The organism is Microbacterium sp. NPDC003461 (assembly GCF_053588335.1).
This window is the reverse complement of sequence record NZ_JBSFPT010000013.1, coordinates 26,560-42,309: the sequence shown is the minus strand read 5'-3', so window position 1 is coordinate 42,309 and position 15,750 is coordinate 26,560. Positions and strand designations below refer to the sequence as shown.

Sequence of the window (15,750 nt, the reverse complement as noted above, 5' to 3'; positions counted from 1 at the left end):
GCGGCGCCCGGTTCGCTCACAGCGGCGGATTCGCACACCGGCGGCGAGCGGGACTGTGGATCGCAGGACGGCGGCGGCGCCGCGCGCATAGCGTCGCGGCATGGACGATCTCGATGCGTACCGCGCCCCGCCGCGGGCACGGCTGGGCATCGGCGCGGCGATCGTCCTCGTGCTCGCCGTGGCGGCCGTCGCGATCGGGTTCGCGGTGTGGCGCGGGGCCGCCGCGCCCGTGGAGCGCATCGACGAGGCACAGGTCGCGCCCACGCCCGGCGCGACCGTGGCGGCGGGGGAGCTGTACGTGCACGTGTTCGGGGCGGTGAACGCTCCGGGGCTGTACGTGCTGCCGGCGGATGCGCGGGTGGTGGACGCGATCGCCGCGGCGGGCGGGGCGACCGACGACGCGGCGATCGAGGGCGTCAATCTCGCGCGCCCGCTCTCGGACGGCGAGCAGCTGGCGGTGCCGACCCGCGATCAGCTCGCGGCGCCCGAGCAGCCCACGGGCGACGGCGCGCCGGTTCCCCCGGGTGCCGGAGGAACCGGGAGCGCGGCCGGTGGCAAGATCAACGTCAACACGGCCGACGCCGCGGCGCTCGACACCCTGCCGCGCATCGGGCCGGCGATCGCCGAGCGGATCATCGCGTGGCGCGAGGAGAACGGGCCGTTCGCGTCCGTGGACGACCTGAAGGCGGTCGAGGGGATCGGTGAGAAGACCCTTGCCGCGCTGCGCGACCTGGTGACGGTGTGAGCGGCGGGTCGCGGCGCGCGGACCTGCGCCTGATCCCCGCGGCAGCGGCCGCGTGGGCGGGCGCGTTCGGCGCGGTGATGATGCCGGGGGTGGCCTGGGTGCTTGCCGTGGCGGGACTGATTGCCGCGGGCGCCCTCGTCGCGCTGGCGGTCCGCCTGCCGGTGCGGTGCACGGCGCTCATCCTCGCGGCCGTCGCCCTGGCGACCGCCGGGGGAGCGGCCGCCCACGTCGCGGTTCTCGCGCCGGCGCGGGCGGACGCGGTCGATATCTCCGCCACGGGCGAGGTGCGCGCCCGCGTGGAGATCACCACCAAGGTCGAGCCCCACGGCGCGCGCGTGTGGTTCGGCGGCGTCGCGCAGACGCTCGATGGGGTCGACGGTCGGGCGCCGGCCGTCGTGCCCGTCCGCGTCGCGATCGACCGGGCTGCGCCCGCGGCGGACCGGCTGGACCTCGGCTCCGTCGTCGACGTGCGCGGCGGGGCGGAGGCGGGCGAGGCGGGGTCGGCCGAGGCGCTCGTGATCTTCCCCCGCACCGCCGAGCCGGTGCGCGATCCGCCGCACGTGCTCGGCGCGGCCGCGTGGCTGCGCGACGCGTTCGTCGAGAGAGCCGCAGGGCTCCCGGGAGGCGGCGGCCAGCTGCTGCCGGGCATCGCCGTGGGCGACACGCGCGCCGTCTCCGACGACCTGGACGCGGCGATGAAGGCATCCTCGCTGTCGCACCTCACGGCCGTCTCGGGCGCGAACTGCGCGCTCGTCGTCGGGCTGGTGTTCGCGGTGGCGGCGTGGTGCGGTGCGGGCAGGCGGCTGCGGATCGGCGTCGCGCTCGTCGCCCTCGCGGCGTTCGTCGTGCTCGTCACGCCGGAGTCGAGCGTGATCCGCGCCGGGACGATGGCGGCCATCGCGATGCTCGCGCTCCTGCTCGGCCGCCCGGGCGGCGGCGCTGCCGTGCTCTCGGCCGCCGTGACGCTGCTGCTCCTGGCCGACCCGTGGCTCGCCACCAGCTACGGCTTCCTGCTCTCGGCCGCGGCCACGGGCGCGCTCCTGCTGCTCGCGGCGCCGCTGGCCGAGGGGCTGGAGCGCTGGATGCCGCGGCCGCTCGCCCTCGCCCTCGCGGTGCCGCTGTCGGCGCAGCTGGTGTGCGGGCCGATCATCGTGCTGTTCGCCCCCGAGGTGGCGCTGTACGGGGTAGTCGCGAACGTGCTGGCCGGTCCGGCGGCGCCGGCGGCGACCCTGCTCGGCACCGCCGCGTGCGCGCTCGTGTTCGTGCCGCCCCTGGCCGACGCCCTGGCCTGGCTCGCGTGGCTGCCGGCCTCGTGGGTCGCGGCGACGGCCGAGACCATCGCGGCGCTGCCGCAGGCCAGCCTGCCGTGGTGGGGCGGGCTCACGGGCTTCGCGGCGCTCGCGCTCGTGGGCGCGTGCGCGACGGTGCTCGTCATCCGCCCGCGCGGGGGCCTGCGCGCGGCCGCGGTGCGGCGCGCGGCGGGCGCGAGCCTCGCGCTGATCACCGGCCTGGCGCTGGCGGGCGCGGCGGTCGCCGGGCCCGTGATCGGGCCGCTCACCACACCGCGGGACTGGGCGATCGCCGCGTGCGAGGTCGGCCAGGGCGACGCGGTGCTCGTCCGCTCGGGCGACGCGGTGGCGCTCATCGACACGGGCCCCGATCCCGAGCCGCTCGCCACCTGCCTGGACCGGCTCGGGATCGGCCGCGTCGACCTGCTCGTCCTCACGCACTTCGACGCGGATCACGCGGGCGGGGTCGCCGCCGTGGCGGGGCGCGTGGGCCTCGTGCTGCACGGGCCGGCCGACGCCGAGGTCGCCTCGACCTGGGCCGCGCTCGGCGGCGCGGAACGGGTGCAGGCCGCGGCCGGGATGCACGGCGACCTGGGCGACGCGCGCTGGCGCGTGCTCTGGCCCGCGCCCCGCGCTGCGGGCCCGGCCTCCGGGAACGATGCGAGCGTCGTGGTGGAGTTCGCCGGCGGCGGAGTGCCGCGCGCGATCCTCCTCGGCGACCTCTCCGCCGAGGCACAGGCGGCGATGATCGCGCAGAGCCACCCGGTCGGTCCCTACGAGGTGGTGAAGGTCGCGCATCACGGCAGTGCGGACCAGGACCACGCGCTCTACCGAGAGCTCGACCCCGCGCTCTCGCTCGTCACCGTGGGCGAGAACGACTACGGCCACCCGCGCGAGGAGATCCTCGCCGAACTGCGGAGCATCGGATCCGCGATCGCACGCACCGACGAGGACGGCCTGATCCTCGTCGGCCGTGACGAGGGCGCGCTCACCGTCTGGCGCGAGCGCGGCGGCTGAGCGCGGGGGCTGAGAGCGCGGCGGCTGAGCCGTGTCGGCGGTCGCCGGTAGGCTGGGGGCATGGCCGCCGCATCCGCTCGATCGTCCTCAGGTCGCGGCGGGGCGAAGGGCGTGGCGATCCCGCAGCTGCCGTGGCGCAAGCCCCAGCCGGCGCCGCTCGTGCTCGTGTCCGGCCCCGAGGAGGTCTGCGCGGAGCGGGCCATCGCGGGCATCCGCGACTACCTGAAGGCCGAGGATCCGGCGCTCGAGATCTCCGACATCCGGGCCGACGACTACGTCGCGGGCACGCTGCTCGGCGTGACATCCCCCTCGCTGTTCGGCGAGCCGCGGCTCGTGCGCGTGAGCGGCGTGGAGAAGTGCAGCGACGCGTTCCTCACCGAGGCGCTGGCCTACATCGAGGCACCCCAGGAGGGCGCGACGGTCATCCTGCGGCACACCGGGGCGAGCGTGCGCGGCAAGAAGCTGCTCGACGCCATCCGCTCCGGCACAGGCGGGGGAGTCGAGGTACCGTGCCCGGCCGTCAAGAACGACCGGGATCGCGAGTCCTTCGCGTCGGGGGAGTTCCAGCAGGCGGGGCGCCGCATCGCCCCCAAGGCGCTGCACGCCCTCACGCAGGCGTTCTCCGGCGACCTCACCGAGCTGGCCTCGGCGTGCCAGCAGCTGATCCAGGACGTCGAGGGCGACATCACGGAGCAGATCGTGAACCGCTACTACGGCGGCCGCGTCGAGACGAACTCCTTCGTCGTCGCGGACACCGCGATCGCGGGGCGCTACGGCGAGGCGCTGCTCGCGCTGCGCCACGCGCTCGACTCGGGCGCCGACCCCGTGCCGCTCGTGGCGGCGTTCGCGATGAAGCTGCGCACGATGGCGCGCGTCGCGGGGCGCCGCGGCGGTTCGCGGCAGATCGCGCAGGAGCTGAAGATGGCCGACTGGCAGGTGGATCGCGCCCGCCGCGACCTGCAGGCCGGCTGGAGCGAGCGCACCCTGGGCCTGGCGATCCAGGCCATCGCCCGCGCCGACGCCGAGGTCAAGGGCGCCTCGCGCGACCCCGTCTTCGCGCTCGAGCGCATGGTCACGGTCGTCGCCACGCGCCGCCCGTTCGGGGCGTGAGCCGGCCGCGGGAACGCGAAAGGCCCGCCCCAGCGGGACGGGCCTCAGCGGGAGGTCGGCTCAGAGCGAGGCGACCTTCTTGGCGATCGCCGACTTGCGGTTCGCCGCCTGGTTCTTGTGGATGACGCCCTTGCTCACGGCCTTGTCGAGCTTCTTCGACGCCTTCGCGAACGCGGCCAGGGCCGCGTCCTTGTCGCCGGCGGCGACGGCGTCGCGCGTCTTGCGGACGAGCGACTTCAGCTCCGTCTTGACGGCCTTGTTGCGCTCGCGCGCCTTCTCGTTGGTCTTGATGCGCTTGATCTGCGACTTGATGTTTGCCACGTGTCGTAGGACTTTCGTTGAAAGGTGATTCGGATGTCGTCCCGCAACAGGAGAGGGATGTCGCGCGACAGTGTGGGTGGCCCCACACGCAAGCCAAGGGTCGAGTCTAGCAGGTCATTCGTCCGAACCCGGGTGCCCGGGCGCCGCGGAGACCGACGCGACGGCGAGATCCAGTACGGCATCGGCGACCCGCGGGCGCATCACGGTGACGAGGTGCGTCGACCGCCGCGCGAGCACGAGCTCCGCGCGCGGCACGAGCCGGGTGAACAGTCGCTCGTTGACGCGCAGCTGATCCCACTCGCCGTTCACGAACCACACGGGCATGCGGCGCCGCTGGATGCGCGGCAGCGCCCGGATGAGGTCGATCTCCCCGAGGCTCGCCAGCGCGCGATCCTCCTGCAGCAGCGAGTAGCCGCCCGCGGCGAGGTCCCACCGGGTCTCGGGCGGCAGCTGCAGGTCCAGCGCCCGGTCGATGAGCCAGCGTCCGCCGCCGGGGAGCCTGTTGAACCCCCGCGCCATGAGGCGGTAGGCGCGAAGGCCGGCGCCGCGGGGGAGCGCCGTGCACGAGAACGCGACGAAGGCGGCCACGGGCGGCGCGGCTCCCGGGCGCCCGACGTACGCCGTCGACAGCAGGCCGCCCAGCGAGTGGGCGCCCAGGACGACGGGACCCCGCTCGGCCGCCCGCGTGACGGCGCGGTCGATCGAGGCGATCGCCTCCTCCAGCGACCACGTCTCGTCGATGCGGGAGCCGTGGCCGGGCAGATCGATCGCGTGCACCGTGAGGCCGCGATCCTGCAGGTGCGCGATCTGCGCGCGCCACATGGTGGCCGACGTGCGGATGCCGTGCACCAGGACGATCTGCGCGGCCACGTCGGCTCACCCCCGGACAGCGGAAAGGCCCGCCGGGATTCCCGACGGGCCTTTCATGCTACTGCGCGGCCAGCAGCGCGCGACGCGCCTCACGGCGCTCGCGCTGCTCCGTCGGATCCGGCACGGGGGCGGCCGCGAGCAGCCGCTTCGTGTACTCGGCCTGCGGGTGATGCAGCACGCTGCTCGTGCGCCCGTGCTCGACCATGCGTCCGTCCTTCATGACGAGCACGTGGTCGGCGAGCAGATCGACGACCGCGAGGTCGTGGCTCACGAACAGGCAGGCGAAGGCGAACTCCTGCTGCAGCTCCTTGATCATGTCGAGCACCGCGGCCTGCACCGACACGTCGAGCGCCGAGGTGGGCTCGTCCGCGATGAGCAGCTCCGGCTTGAGCATGAGGGCGCGGGCGAGCGAGACACGCTGGCGCTGCCCGCCCGAGAGCTCGTGCGGGTAGCGGTTCACGACGTCACGGGGCAGGCGCACGGCGTCGAGCAGCTCGTGGGCGCGCGCCAGGCGCTCCTCCTTCGTGCCCACGCGGTGGATCGCCATCGGCTCGGCCAGCACGTCGCCGATCGGGAACCGCGGATCGAGCGACGCGGCCGGGTCCTGGAACACGACGCCGATGCGCCGGCGCACGGCCTTGGCGCGGCGGCGCGATGCCGTCGCCAGGTTCTCGCCCTGCACGTCCAGCGTGCCGGCGGCGACGGGGATGAGCCCGAGGACCGCCTTCGCGATCGTGGACTTGCCGGAGCCGGACTCGCCCACGATGCCGAGGATCTCGTTCTTGGCCAGGTCGAACGAGACATCCTCGACCGCGCGGAAGCGCTTGCCGCGCATGTGGTACTCGATCGCGAGATCCGTGGCCTTCAGGACGAGCTCGCGTCCCGTCGGCTCGGGCTCCTCGCCGTGACCCTGCTGCAGCTCGACGTTCTCCAGGCGGGGCACGGCGTTCAGCAGCTTCTTCGTGTACGGGTGCTGCGGCTTGGTCAGCACGTCGTGCACGGAGCCGGTCTCGACGAGGCTGCCGCGGAACATCACGGCGACGCGGTCGGCGAGGTCGGCGACGACGCCCATGTTGTGCGTGATGAGCAGGATTCCCGAGTCAAGCTCGTCCTTCAGGCGCCGCAGCAGGTCGAGGATCTCGGCCTGCACGGTCACGTCGAGGGCCGTGGTCGGCTCGTCGGCGATGATCACCTTCGGTCGCAGCGAGATCGCGATCGCGATGACGATGCGCTGGCGCTGGCCGCCGGAGAACTGGTGCGGGTACTGCTTGATCCGCTTCTCCGGTTCGGGGATGCCGACCAGCCGCAGCAGCTCGATGGCGCGCTCGACCGCGTCGGCGCCGTAGGCGACGTCGTGCAGCTCGAAGGTCTCGACGAGCTGCTTCTCGATCGAGAGCACCGGGTTGAGCGCCGTCATGGGCTCCTGGAAGATCATCGCGATCTCCCGTGCCCGCATCGCGCGGATCCTGTCCTCGGGGAGGCCGACCACGTTGACGCCGCCCACGCGGGCCTCGCCCGTCACGGCGGCGTTCGGCGGCAGCAGGCCCATGGCCGCGGTCGAGGTGACCGACTTGCCCGAGCCCGACTCGCCCACGAGCGCCACGACCTCGCCGGGCTTCACGTCGAGCGAGAGGCCCTTCACGGCGTGGACGATGCCGCCCTCGGTGGCGAAGCGGACGTTCAGATCGGTGAACGAGAGCGCGGGTGCCGCGTTCGGATCGACGGCGGTCATGCGCGGCCTCCCTTGTCCATGTCGTATCCGCCTTCGGTGTCGGCGGCGTCGGGGTTGCTGGGGCCGGGCTGGATCTCGACCTGGGGTGCCGCGATGGCCGCGGCGGGCGCCTGCTTGTTGCGTCCCGACCAGTCGAACAGGCCGGCGCGCTTGATCCGGCCCGTCTGACGCGGGTCGAAGGCGTCGCGCAGGCCGTCGCCGAGGAAGTTCACGGCGAGGGCGAAGGCGAGGATGATCCCGCCCGGCCACCAGAACAGCCACGGCCGGTTGGTGAACGCGCCCTGGTACTGGTCGATCAGCAGGCCGAGCGAGGTCTCGGGCGGGCGCACGCCGAAGCCCAGGAACGACAGCGAGCTCTCGAGCAGGATGGCGCTCGCGATCGCGAACGTGGCGTTCACGATGATGACGCCGACCGTGTTGGGCATCAGGTGCTGGAAGATGATCCGGCCCGCGCCGGCGCCCATCGACTGGGCGGCGGCGACGAACTCCCGCTCGCGCAGCGAGAGGATCTCGCCGCGGACGAGGCGCGCGAGTCCCGTCCACGAGATGAGGCCGATCATGAGGGCGAGGAGGAACACCGAGCTGCCGATGTTGCCGGCGATCTGGCCCAGCGCGGCGGCGATCGCCAGCAGCGGGATGACGATGACGACGTCGGTGATGCGCATCAGCACCGAGTCGGTGCGGCCGCGGAAGTACCCCGAGACCGCGCCGATGACCGAGCCGATGAAGGTCGAGATGAGCCCGACCACGAAGCCCATGATGATCGAGCGCTGGGTGCCGACCATGACGAGCGCGAAGTAGTCCTTGCCCGTGCTCTCCTGGCCGAACGGGTGCTCGCCGAGGTGGATGCCCTCGCCGCCGAGCCAGGTCGGGATGAGGCTGAGCGTCGGGGCGCCGCCGTTGACGACCTCGCCGGCGTCCGTGTAGCTCTTGTCCCACCAGCCGGGGATCCCGAGGAAGCCCATGGAGCTGAACGAGACGCCGACGATCAGCAGGATCACGACGAGCGAGATCATCGCCGCCTTGTGGCGGAAGAACCGGCGCCGGACGAGCTGGCCCTGCGAGAGCGGCTTGGCGCTCTTCTTGAGGAGCGCGGCGTCCTCGGCCTCGGCGAGGTCGTAGATGTCCGTCGACGTGACCGGTGCGGAGTTGTGGCTGTCGGTGGTGCTCATACTCGGATCCTCGGGTCCAGGACGGCGTAGAAGATGTCCGCCAGCATGTTGAAGACGATCGCGGCCAGGCCGGTGACCAGGAAGAACGCCATGACCGGCGCGGGGTCGACCTGCGAGAGCCCCGTGCTGAACATCGCGCCCATGCCGGTCCAGCCGAACACGCGCTCGGTGATGACGGCGCCGCCGATGAGGCCGGCGAAGTCGAACGCGGCGATCGTGGTGATGGGGATGAGGGCGTTGCGCAGCGCGTGACGGAAGATCACGATGCGCTCGGGCGCCCCCTTGGCGCGCGCGGTGCGGATGAAGTCCTGACGGTTCACCTCGAGCATCGAGCTGCGCGTGTAGCGGCTGTAGCTGGCCAGCGAGATCACGGTGAGCACCAGCGTCGGCAGCAGCAGCTGGGTGGCGTGGTCGAGGAAGACCTGCCAGAAGTCGCCCGTGAAGTTCGGTGTGTGCGAGCCGATCGTCGAGATCGGGCGCGGCTTCTTGTCGAGGAAGCTCGGCCAGGTGCGGAACACGTGGTCGAGCACCGTCAGGCCCGCGCCGATGACGCCGGTGGCCACGCTCGCGCCGATCGCGACGGTGCGGTAGCGGCCGCCCATGTAATGCGCGATGACCCAGGGCACCGCGACGGCCAGCGCGAGGCCGCCGATGATGATCCACCAGTTCATGTAGTAGATGAACACGTTCACCAGCGCGAACTGCATCACGATGACGATGCCGGCCGTGATGAGCACGGGGTACAGCACCTTGCGGTTCTGCAGGCCCACGCTGAGCACCACGATCGTCAGTGCGGCGGCGACGGTGAGCAGGGCCACGCCGACGAAGCCGAGCTTCGGCTCACGGAAGTAGTCCAGCGCGAGCAGCGTGGGGATCGCGACCGCGAAGAAGGCCGCGGTGATCGCGAAGGTGAGGAGGCGGCGCTTCAGCGAGCCGGCCAGGAACACCTGCATCAGCAGGCCCGCGACGATCGCGATGATGGCGATCTCGACGGGGGTGAACTGCGGATCCGCAAGCCAGTCGTTGTAGCCGATGGCGAGGTACTCCTTGAAGAGCACGGCGGCCCAGAACACCGGCAGCGAGAAGAACAGGAAGGTCAGCAGCGTCACGGCGTAGTCCAGCCCGGAGTACTGACGCACGGCGGTCAGGACGCCGATGGCGATGCCCACGACGAGGGCGATGATCGTGGCGAGGAAGACGAGCTGCAGGGTGGAGCTGGCCGCCTGGCCGAGCTGCGCGGCCACGTCCTGGCCGCTGCGGTTGAGGCCGAGGTCGCAGGCGCCGACGACGCACTTGCCGACGCCGGTGAGCCAGGTGAAGTACCGCTGGTACCAGGGCATGTCGAGGTTCATGTACTCGATGCGCTGCTGGATGAGCAGCTCGCGGTTGTCAGCGTTGCTCTCGCGCAGGTCGGCGAGGGGATCGCCGGAGTTGATCGCGAGGACGTACATGAGCACCGACGAGGCCAGCATGATGCCCACGGCCGCGGCGAGGCGTCTGAGGATGAAGATGAGCACGAGATAAGAGTCCTTGGTTGTCGGCCTCCCGCGACGGCGACCTCTCGGTCGCGCTCACGGGAGTGTGGCCCGGCTCCGAGGAGCCGGGCCACACCGCCGGTGCATCAGGCCGGCAGATTACTCTGCGCGGCTCCAGTTGTGCGCGTTCCAGCTGATGCCGCTCTGGGTGGTGGTGCGCTCCACGCCCTCGATGTTCGAGGCCGCGGCGTCAACGCCCGGGTGGGCGAACAGCGGGATGCCGTACAGCGTGTCCCACAGCAGCTTCTCGATCACCTTGGTCTGCTCGAGGTGCACGTCGGTGTCGAGCGTCGAGGCGAGGGTCGTCCACGCGGCGTCGACCTCGGGGTTCGAGTAGCCGCCGTAGTTCTGCGGCTTGTCCGTCGCGTAGATGTTCTGGCCCGAGGTGATCTGGCCCGAACCGGCCCACGCGAACAGCGCGACCTCGTAGTCACCGCGCTCCTGCGTGCCGCCCGGCTGGAAGAAGTCCGGGTTGCCCGCGTCGACGATGTTGAAGCCGGCCTTGTCGCACGACGCCTTGATCATGGCGACCTCGTCGGTGCGGCGGGGGTTCGGAGCCGAGTAGCCGATGCGGACCTCGGCGCCGGTGGCACCCTCCGCCTCGACGATCGCCTTCGCGCCCTCGACGTCGACCTCGTCGTACTGGCCGTCGTAGGACTCGCTGACGACCTCGTCGTAGGTCTCCTGGAAGGGGAACACCTCGCGGGCGTTCATGACCTCGGCCTCGGGGTCGAGCGGCTTGATGAGGTTGTCGACGATCTGCTGGCGCGGCACGCACATGGCGAAGGCCTTGCGCAGCTCCAGGTTGTCGGCGAACAGCGAGCCCTCGACGAAGTTGAAGTCGAGGTGCTCCCACGTCAGCGTCGGGCCGGTGTAGATGCTGGCCGCGTCGCCGATCTCCTCGAGCTGCGCGATCGTGTCGACCGTGGGCTGCGGGGCGATGACGTCGACGTCGCCGTTCTCGAGCGCCTGGGGCATGGCGTCCTGCTCGATGAAGCGGAAGACGATCTCGTCGTTCTTCGGCGCCAGCTGCTCGCCGTAGTACTCGGGGTTGGCCTTCAGCGTCACCGACTGCGTGGCGCTCCACGAGTCGAGGATGTACGGACCCGACGAGGGGATGAGCTCGGCGTCGGGCAGCGTGCCGGGCTCGGTGTGCCAGCCGGTGTTCCAGAACTCGGCGGCCGGGGCGAGAGCCTCGGCGTCGCCCGCGAGGATCGCCTCGGAGAGCTCCTCGACGGTCATGCCGACCTGCTCGGCCACCACGTGCGCCGGGTCGACGATGTACGACTGGATCGCGTAGTCGGGGTCGGGGTTGGCGAACTCGACCGTGAAGGTCTTGCCCGTCGGGTCGCCCTGGGGGCCGGCGGGGATGGTGTCGCCGAGGTCCTGCGAGACCGAGTTGAACAGCGGGGCGTCGCCCGAGGTGAGGTTGGCGTTCTGGATGCCCCAGGCGAGGATCGCGTCGGCGACCGTGATCGGCGTGCCGTCCGACCACACAGCGTCGTCGCTGATGGTGAACTCGATGACCATCGGGTCCTCCGAGACGACCTCGTACGAGCCGAGGTCCTCGTTCGGGACGATCGAGCCGTCGGGACCGAAGTACGCGAAGCCGGCCTTCAGCTGGTCCACGATCGCCGAGTTGTACGTCGAGTACGTCTCGGGCGTGAAGCCGTTGTAGCTGATGAAGTCGTTCGGGCCGACCGTCACCGCGATGGACTGGCTGGTGGTGTCGTCGCCGCCGTCACCGTTGTCGCCGCTGTCGGCGGGGGCGCAGGCCGTGAGGGCCAGGCCGAGCGCGGCCGCAGCAGCCACTCCGCCATAGATACGTCGCAGACGCATTCCTTCTCCTTGGGTTGGGTGATGCTGGGGACGCGTCGAGGGCTCTTCGTCGCTGCCGTCCGGGGACGACCCCCATTCATAGTTGGTCACTGTCACACACCGAATGTTCCGGGGATGTTACGGAGCCGTACTTCGTGAGGAAACCGTGATCAATCGTTATGAATCAATTCGCTGATTGTGAGTGATGCACCCCGGGCGTGTCTGAGCGATCTGCTCGGATGGACCCGCGCAGGGGCGGACAGGTCGCACACCGTAGAATCGGACGAACATGTCTCCACGCGCCCTGAATCCGCTCGAGCCCGCCGCGACGCCGCCCGAGCGCATCCGCAATTTCTGCATCATCGCCCACATCGACCACGGCAAGTCCACCCTGGCCGACCGCATGCTGCAGCTGACGGGCGTGGTCGCCGACCGCGACATGCGCGCGCAGTACCTCGACCGGATGGACATCGAGCGCGAGCGCGGCATCACGGTCAAGAGCCAGGCGGTGCGGATCCCGTGGGAGGTCGACGGCACCACGTATGCGCTCAACATGATCGACACGCCGGGGCACGTCGACTTCAGCTACGAGGTCTCGCGCTCGCTCGCCGCCTGCGAGGGCGCCATCCTGCTCGTGGACGCGGCGCAGGGCATCGAGGCCCAGACCCTCGCGAACCTCTACATGGCGCTCGAGAACGACCTCACGATCATCCCGGTGCTCAACAAGATCGACCTGCCGGCCGCGGATCCGGAGCGGTTCGCGAAGGAGCTCGCCGACCTCATCGGCGGCGACCCCGCCGACGTGCTGCGGGTGTCGGGCAAGACGGGGCAGGGCGTGGACGCACTGCTGGATCGGCTCGTGGGGGAGATCCCGGCGCCGGTCGGTGACGCCGACGCGCCGGCGCGCGCCATGATCTTCGACTCGGTCTACGACGCCTATCGCGGCGTCGTCACGTACGTGCGCATGGTGGACGGGCGGCTCGAGCCGCGCGAGCGCGTGCAGATGATGTCGACGCAGGCGACGCACGAGCTGCTCGAGATCGGCGTGTCGAGCCCCGAGCCGCAGCCCACCCGCGGCCTCGGCGTCGGCGAGGTGGGCTACCTCATCACCGGCGTGAAGGACGTGCGCCAGTCGAAGGTGGGCGACACGGTCACGAACGCGCGCAAGCCCGCGACCGACGCGCTCGCGGGCTACGTGGAGCCGAAGCCCATGGTGTTCTCGGGTCTGTACCCGATCGACGCGAGCGACTATCCGGAGCTGCGCGAGGCGCTCGACAAGCTCAAGCTCTCGGATGCCGCGCTCGTGTACGAGCCCGAGACCTCGGTGGCGCTCGGGTTCGGCTTCCGCTGCGGCTTCCTCGGCCTGCTGCACCTCGAGATCGTCACGGAGCGCCTCTCGCGCGAGTTCGGCCTCGACCTCATCACGACCGCGCCGAGCGTGATCTACGAGGTGCTCACGGAGACGGGCCAGCGCATCGTCGTCACGAACCCGAGCGAGTACCCGGAGGGCAAGATCGGCGCGGTGAGCGAGCCGATCGTGCGCGCGTCGATCCTCACGCCCAAGGACTACGTCGGCACAGTCATGGAGCTGTGCCAGAACCGTCGCGGCAGCCTGGAGGGGATGGACTACCTCTCCGAGGAGCGCGTGGAGCTGAAGTACACGATCCCGCTCGGCGAGATCGTCTTCGACTTCTTCGATCAGCTGAAGAGCCGCACGCAGGGCTACGCGAGCTTCGACTACGAGCCGGCCGGTCAGCAGGAGGCCGACCTCGTGAAGGTCGACATCCTGCTGCAGGGCGACCGCGTCGACGCGTTCAGCGCCATCGTGCACCGCGACAAGGCGTACTCGTACGGCACGACGATGACGGAGCGGCTGCGCAAGCTCATCCCGCGGCAGCAGTTCGAGGTGCCGATCCAGGCCGCGATCGGCGCCCGGATCATCGCGCGCGAGAACATCCGCGCGATCCGCAAGGACGTGCTCGCCAAGTGCTACGGCGGCGACATCACGCGCAAGCGCAAGCTGCTCGAGAAGCAGAAGGAAGGCAAGAAGCGCATGAAGATGGTCGGCCGCGTCGAGGTGCCGCAGGAGGCGTTCATCGCGGCGCTCTCGGGCGACGTCGAGACCAAGGGCAAGTAGCCCTGGGTAGGCTGTGACCATGCGCCGGGGCACGTTCCGAGACGAGACCGTCGACTACGCCGCCGTCGGCGGCACGCAGGCCGACGACCTGCTGCAGTACCCGCCGGAGAAGAGCATTCCGGCGGCGGCGGAGTGGCGCATCGGCAGCGGCGAGGAGCGCTTCCGCGCGGCCGCCGAGGAGCTGCTGTCGTGGGCGGCGCAGCGCGGCGCGCAGCTGCACGTGCTCGAGGTGCGCCCCGCGGCCGGTCCCGCGTACACCGGCGTGAGCTTCGACGGCGAGGGCCGGCCGATCGCGCCGGCCGGCATGGACGGCGGCGAGCGCTTCGGCGAGAGCGAGCAGCGCTTCGACGCCGAGGGCACGCCCCTCGTGAGCGCCGGCGCCACCGTGCGCCTGCAGGGCCGGGTGCACGGGCACCACGCGGGCGGCGAGCTGCGCGTGATCTTCGTCGTCGAGGAGCAGCGTCGCGTGGGCTTCGCGCTCGGCACGGTGGGCGGATCGGTGGTGAGCGGCGAGGAGTCGTTCATGATCGAGTGGCGCGAGAACGACGAGGTGTGGTTCACGGTGCGCGCCTTCGACCGCCCCACGCGGCCGCTGGGCCGGCTGTTCCCCGGCCTGATCCGCCGCCGTCGCCGCGCGCTCTTCGACCGCTACCTGCGCGCGATCTCGCCGCTGTTCGCGACGCCGTCCTGATGCGCGGGCCGACATCGAAGGCGGCGCGCACCTGATGGGCGCGGCGCTGCCCCTGGGCGACCCCGCACCCGTCGACGGAGCGCTGCCCGCCGACCTCCCCGTCGACCGCGAGGCGGAGCTCGGGGTGTACCTGCACGTGCCGTTCTGCCGCGTGCGCTGCGGCTACTGCGACTTCAACACCTACACGGCGACCGAGCTGCGCGGGGCACGGCAGGACATGTACGCCGACACGCTGATCCGCGAGGTCGAGCTCGCCGCGGGCGTGCTCGGCGGCGCGGGCGCGATGCGTCCGGCCAGCACGGTGTTCTTCGGCGGCGGCACGCCCACGCTGCTGCCGGCCGGCGACCTGGCCAGGATGCTGGCCGCGGTGCGCGAGGCGTTCGGGCTGCAGCCGGGGGTCGAGGTCACCGTGGAGGCCAATCCCGACACCGTCACCGACGCCGTCGCGCATGAGCTCGCCGCGGCCGGCGTCACCCGCATGTCGATCGGCATGCAGTCGGCCGTGCCGCGCGTGCTCGCGGCGCTCGACCGCACGCACATGCCCGCCAACGTGGGCACGGCGGTGGCCGCCGCGCGCGGCGCGGGCCTCGACGTGAGCGTCGACCTGATCTACGGCGCGCCGGGGGAGACCCTGGGCGACTGGTCGGCATCGCTCGACGCGGCGCTGGCGCTCGAGCCCGACCACGTCTCGGCCTACGCGCTCATCATCGAGGAGGGCACGAAGCTCGCCAGGCAGATCGCGCGCGCCGAGGTGCCGGAGCCGGACGGCGACGTGCAGGCCGACATGTACGAGCTCGCGGACGCCCGCCTCGCGGCGGCCGGCTTCGACTGGTACGAGGTGTCGAACTGGTCGCGCGGGCCGGAGCACCGCTCGCGGCACAACCTGAACTACTGGCGTGGGCAGGACTGGTGGGGCTTCGGTCCGGGCGCGCACAGCCACGTCGCCGGCCTGCGCTGGTGGAACGTGAAGCACCCCGCCGCGTACGCGCAGCGGCTCGCCGGCGGGGAGTCCCCGGCGGCGGCTCGCGAGCGGCCGGACGAGGCGGCGCGCCTGCTCGAGCGGGTGCTGCTGGAGAGCCGCATCCGCGAGGGACTGGAGCTGGCCACGGTGCCCGCCGTGCGGCGCGAGGCCGTGGCGAGGCTGATCGCCGACGAGCTCGTCGAGGGTCCCGCCGCCCTCCGCGGGCGCATCGTGCTGACGCTCAAGGGGCGGCTGCTGGCCGATGCCGTGGTGCGCGCGCTGACCGACTGAGCCGCCGGTTCCCGGCCCGAGCGGCTAGAATTGGCACTCGTCAGGATCGAGTGCCAGAAGG

At 71.7% G+C, this 15,750-nt stretch carries 12 protein-coding genes; 6 read left to right on the top strand and 6 right to left on the bottom strand.

Features of this window, described 5'->3' with window-relative positions:
• Positions 1-100: 100 nt before the first annotated feature.
• The 3 genes from ACWDR7_RS07200 (at position 101) to holA (ending at position 4,161) form a co-directional block, all read left to right on the top strand.
• Complete coding sequence (locus tag ACWDR7_RS07200; protein ID WP_449854241.1) at positions 101-745, top strand: ComEA family DNA-binding protein; 645 nt, start codon at positions 101-103, stop codon at positions 743-745.
• 80 nt (positions 746-825) lie between these two features.
• Complete coding sequence (locus ACWDR7_RS07195; RefSeq protein WP_449854266.1) at positions 826-3,051, top strand: ComEC/Rec2 family competence protein; 2,226 nt, start codon at positions 826-828, stop codon at positions 3,049-3,051.
• Between the two features lie 60 nt (positions 3,052-3,111).
• A complete protein-coding gene (holA, locus tag ACWDR7_RS07190; RefSeq protein ID WP_449854240.1) occupies positions 3,112-4,161 on the top strand; it encodes a DNA polymerase III subunit delta in 1,050 nt (349 codons plus the stop codon).
• 60 nt (positions 4,162-4,221) lie between these two features.
• On the opposite strand, the gene rpsT is transcribed toward holA, so the two are convergent.
• The 6 genes from rpsT to ACWDR7_RS07160 form a co-directional block, all read right to left on the bottom strand.
• Complete coding sequence (gene rpsT, locus ACWDR7_RS07185; protein ID WP_449854239.1) at positions 4,222-4,482, bottom strand: 30S ribosomal protein S20; 261 nt, start codon at positions 4,480-4,482, stop codon at positions 4,222-4,224.
• A 114-nt stretch (positions 4,483-4,596) separates the two neighbouring features.
• Entirely contained in the window at positions 4,597-5,352 is a 756-nt protein-coding gene (locus tag ACWDR7_RS07180) for an alpha/beta fold hydrolase (RefSeq protein WP_449854238.1), read from the bottom strand.
• Between the two features lie 58 nt (positions 5,353-5,410).
• Positions 5,411-7,084, bottom strand: a complete 1,674-nt coding sequence (locus tag ACWDR7_RS07175; protein ID WP_449854237.1) for an ABC transporter ATP-binding protein — start codon at positions 7,082-7,084, stop codon at positions 5,411-5,413.
• A complete protein-coding gene (locus ACWDR7_RS07170; RefSeq protein WP_449854236.1) occupies positions 7,081-8,256 on the bottom strand; it encodes an ABC transporter permease in 1,176 nt (391 codons plus the stop codon). The genes ACWDR7_RS07175 and ACWDR7_RS07170 overlap by 4 nt, the downstream gene beginning before the upstream one ends.
• Positions 8,253-9,773: an ABC transporter permease gene (locus ACWDR7_RS07165; protein ID WP_449854235.1), complete on the bottom strand. Its 1,521-nt coding sequence runs from the start codon at positions 9,771-9,773 to the stop codon at positions 8,253-8,255. The genes ACWDR7_RS07170 and ACWDR7_RS07165 overlap by 4 nt, the downstream gene beginning before the upstream one ends.
• A 117-nt stretch (positions 9,774-9,890) precedes the next feature.
• Entirely contained in the window at positions 9,891-11,630 is a 1,740-nt protein-coding gene (locus ACWDR7_RS07160) for an ABC transporter family substrate-binding protein (protein WP_449854234.1), read from the bottom strand.
• A gap of 268 nt (positions 11,631-11,898) precedes the next feature.
• Here ACWDR7_RS07160 and lepA point away from each other — a divergent pair, with 268 nt between their 5' ends.
• From lepA to hemW, 3 genes are read left to right on the top strand one after another with little or no spacing between them, the layout of a single operon-like run.
• On the top strand, positions 11,899-13,746 hold the full coding sequence (gene lepA / locus ACWDR7_RS07155) for a translation elongation factor 4 (RefSeq protein ID WP_449854233.1): 1,848 nt from the start codon (positions 11,899-11,901) through the stop codon (positions 13,744-13,746).
• A 19-nt stretch (positions 13,747-13,765) separates the two neighbouring features.
• Positions 13,766-14,437 carry a DUF1990 family protein gene (locus ACWDR7_RS07150; RefSeq protein ID WP_449854232.1) on the top strand — a complete coding sequence of 224 codons (672 nt, stop codon included), beginning with the start codon at positions 13,766-13,768 and terminating at the stop codon, positions 14,435-14,437.
• 34 nt (positions 14,438-14,471) lie between these two features.
• Positions 14,472-15,689 (top strand): radical SAM family heme chaperone HemW, encoded by a 1,218-nt coding sequence (gene hemW / locus ACWDR7_RS07145; RefSeq protein WP_449854231.1) that lies wholly within the window; start codon positions 14,472-14,474, stop codon positions 15,687-15,689.
• Positions 15,690-15,750: the final 61 nt, after the last annotated feature.

Excerpts from the sequence above, each read along its gene's own strand:
- hemW (WP_449854231.1), top strand. The coding sequence starts at position 14,472 with ATGGGCGCGGCGCTGCCCCTGGGCGACCCCGCACCCGTCGACGGAGCG.
- holA (WP_449854240.1), top strand. The coding sequence starts at position 3,112 with ATGGCCGCCGCATCCGCTCGATCGTCCTCAGGTCGCGGCGGGGCGAAG.
- ACWDR7_RS07175 (WP_449854237.1), bottom strand. The coding sequence starts at position 7,084 with ATGACCGCCGTCGATCCGAACGCGGCACCCGCGCTCTCGTTCACCGAT.
- ACWDR7_RS07160 (WP_449854234.1), bottom strand. The coding sequence starts at position 11,630 with ATGCGTCTGCGACGTATCTATGGCGGAGTGGCTGCTGCGGCCGCGCTC.
- ACWDR7_RS07195 (WP_449854266.1), top strand. The coding sequence starts at position 826 with ATGCCGGGGGTGGCCTGGGTGCTTGCCGTGGCGGGACTGATTGCCGCG.
- lepA (WP_449854233.1), top strand. The coding sequence starts at position 11,899 with ATGTCTCCACGCGCCCTGAATCCGCTCGAGCCCGCCGCGACGCCGCCC.
- ACWDR7_RS07170 (WP_449854236.1), bottom strand. The coding sequence starts at position 8,256 with ATGAGCACCACCGACAGCCACAACTCCGCACCGGTCACGTCGACGGAC.
- ACWDR7_RS07150 (WP_449854232.1), top strand. The coding sequence starts at position 13,766 with ATGCGCCGGGGCACGTTCCGAGACGAGACCGTCGACTACGCCGCCGTC.
- ACWDR7_RS07200 (WP_449854241.1), top strand. The coding sequence starts at position 101 with ATGGACGATCTCGATGCGTACCGCGCCCCGCCGCGGGCACGGCTGGGC.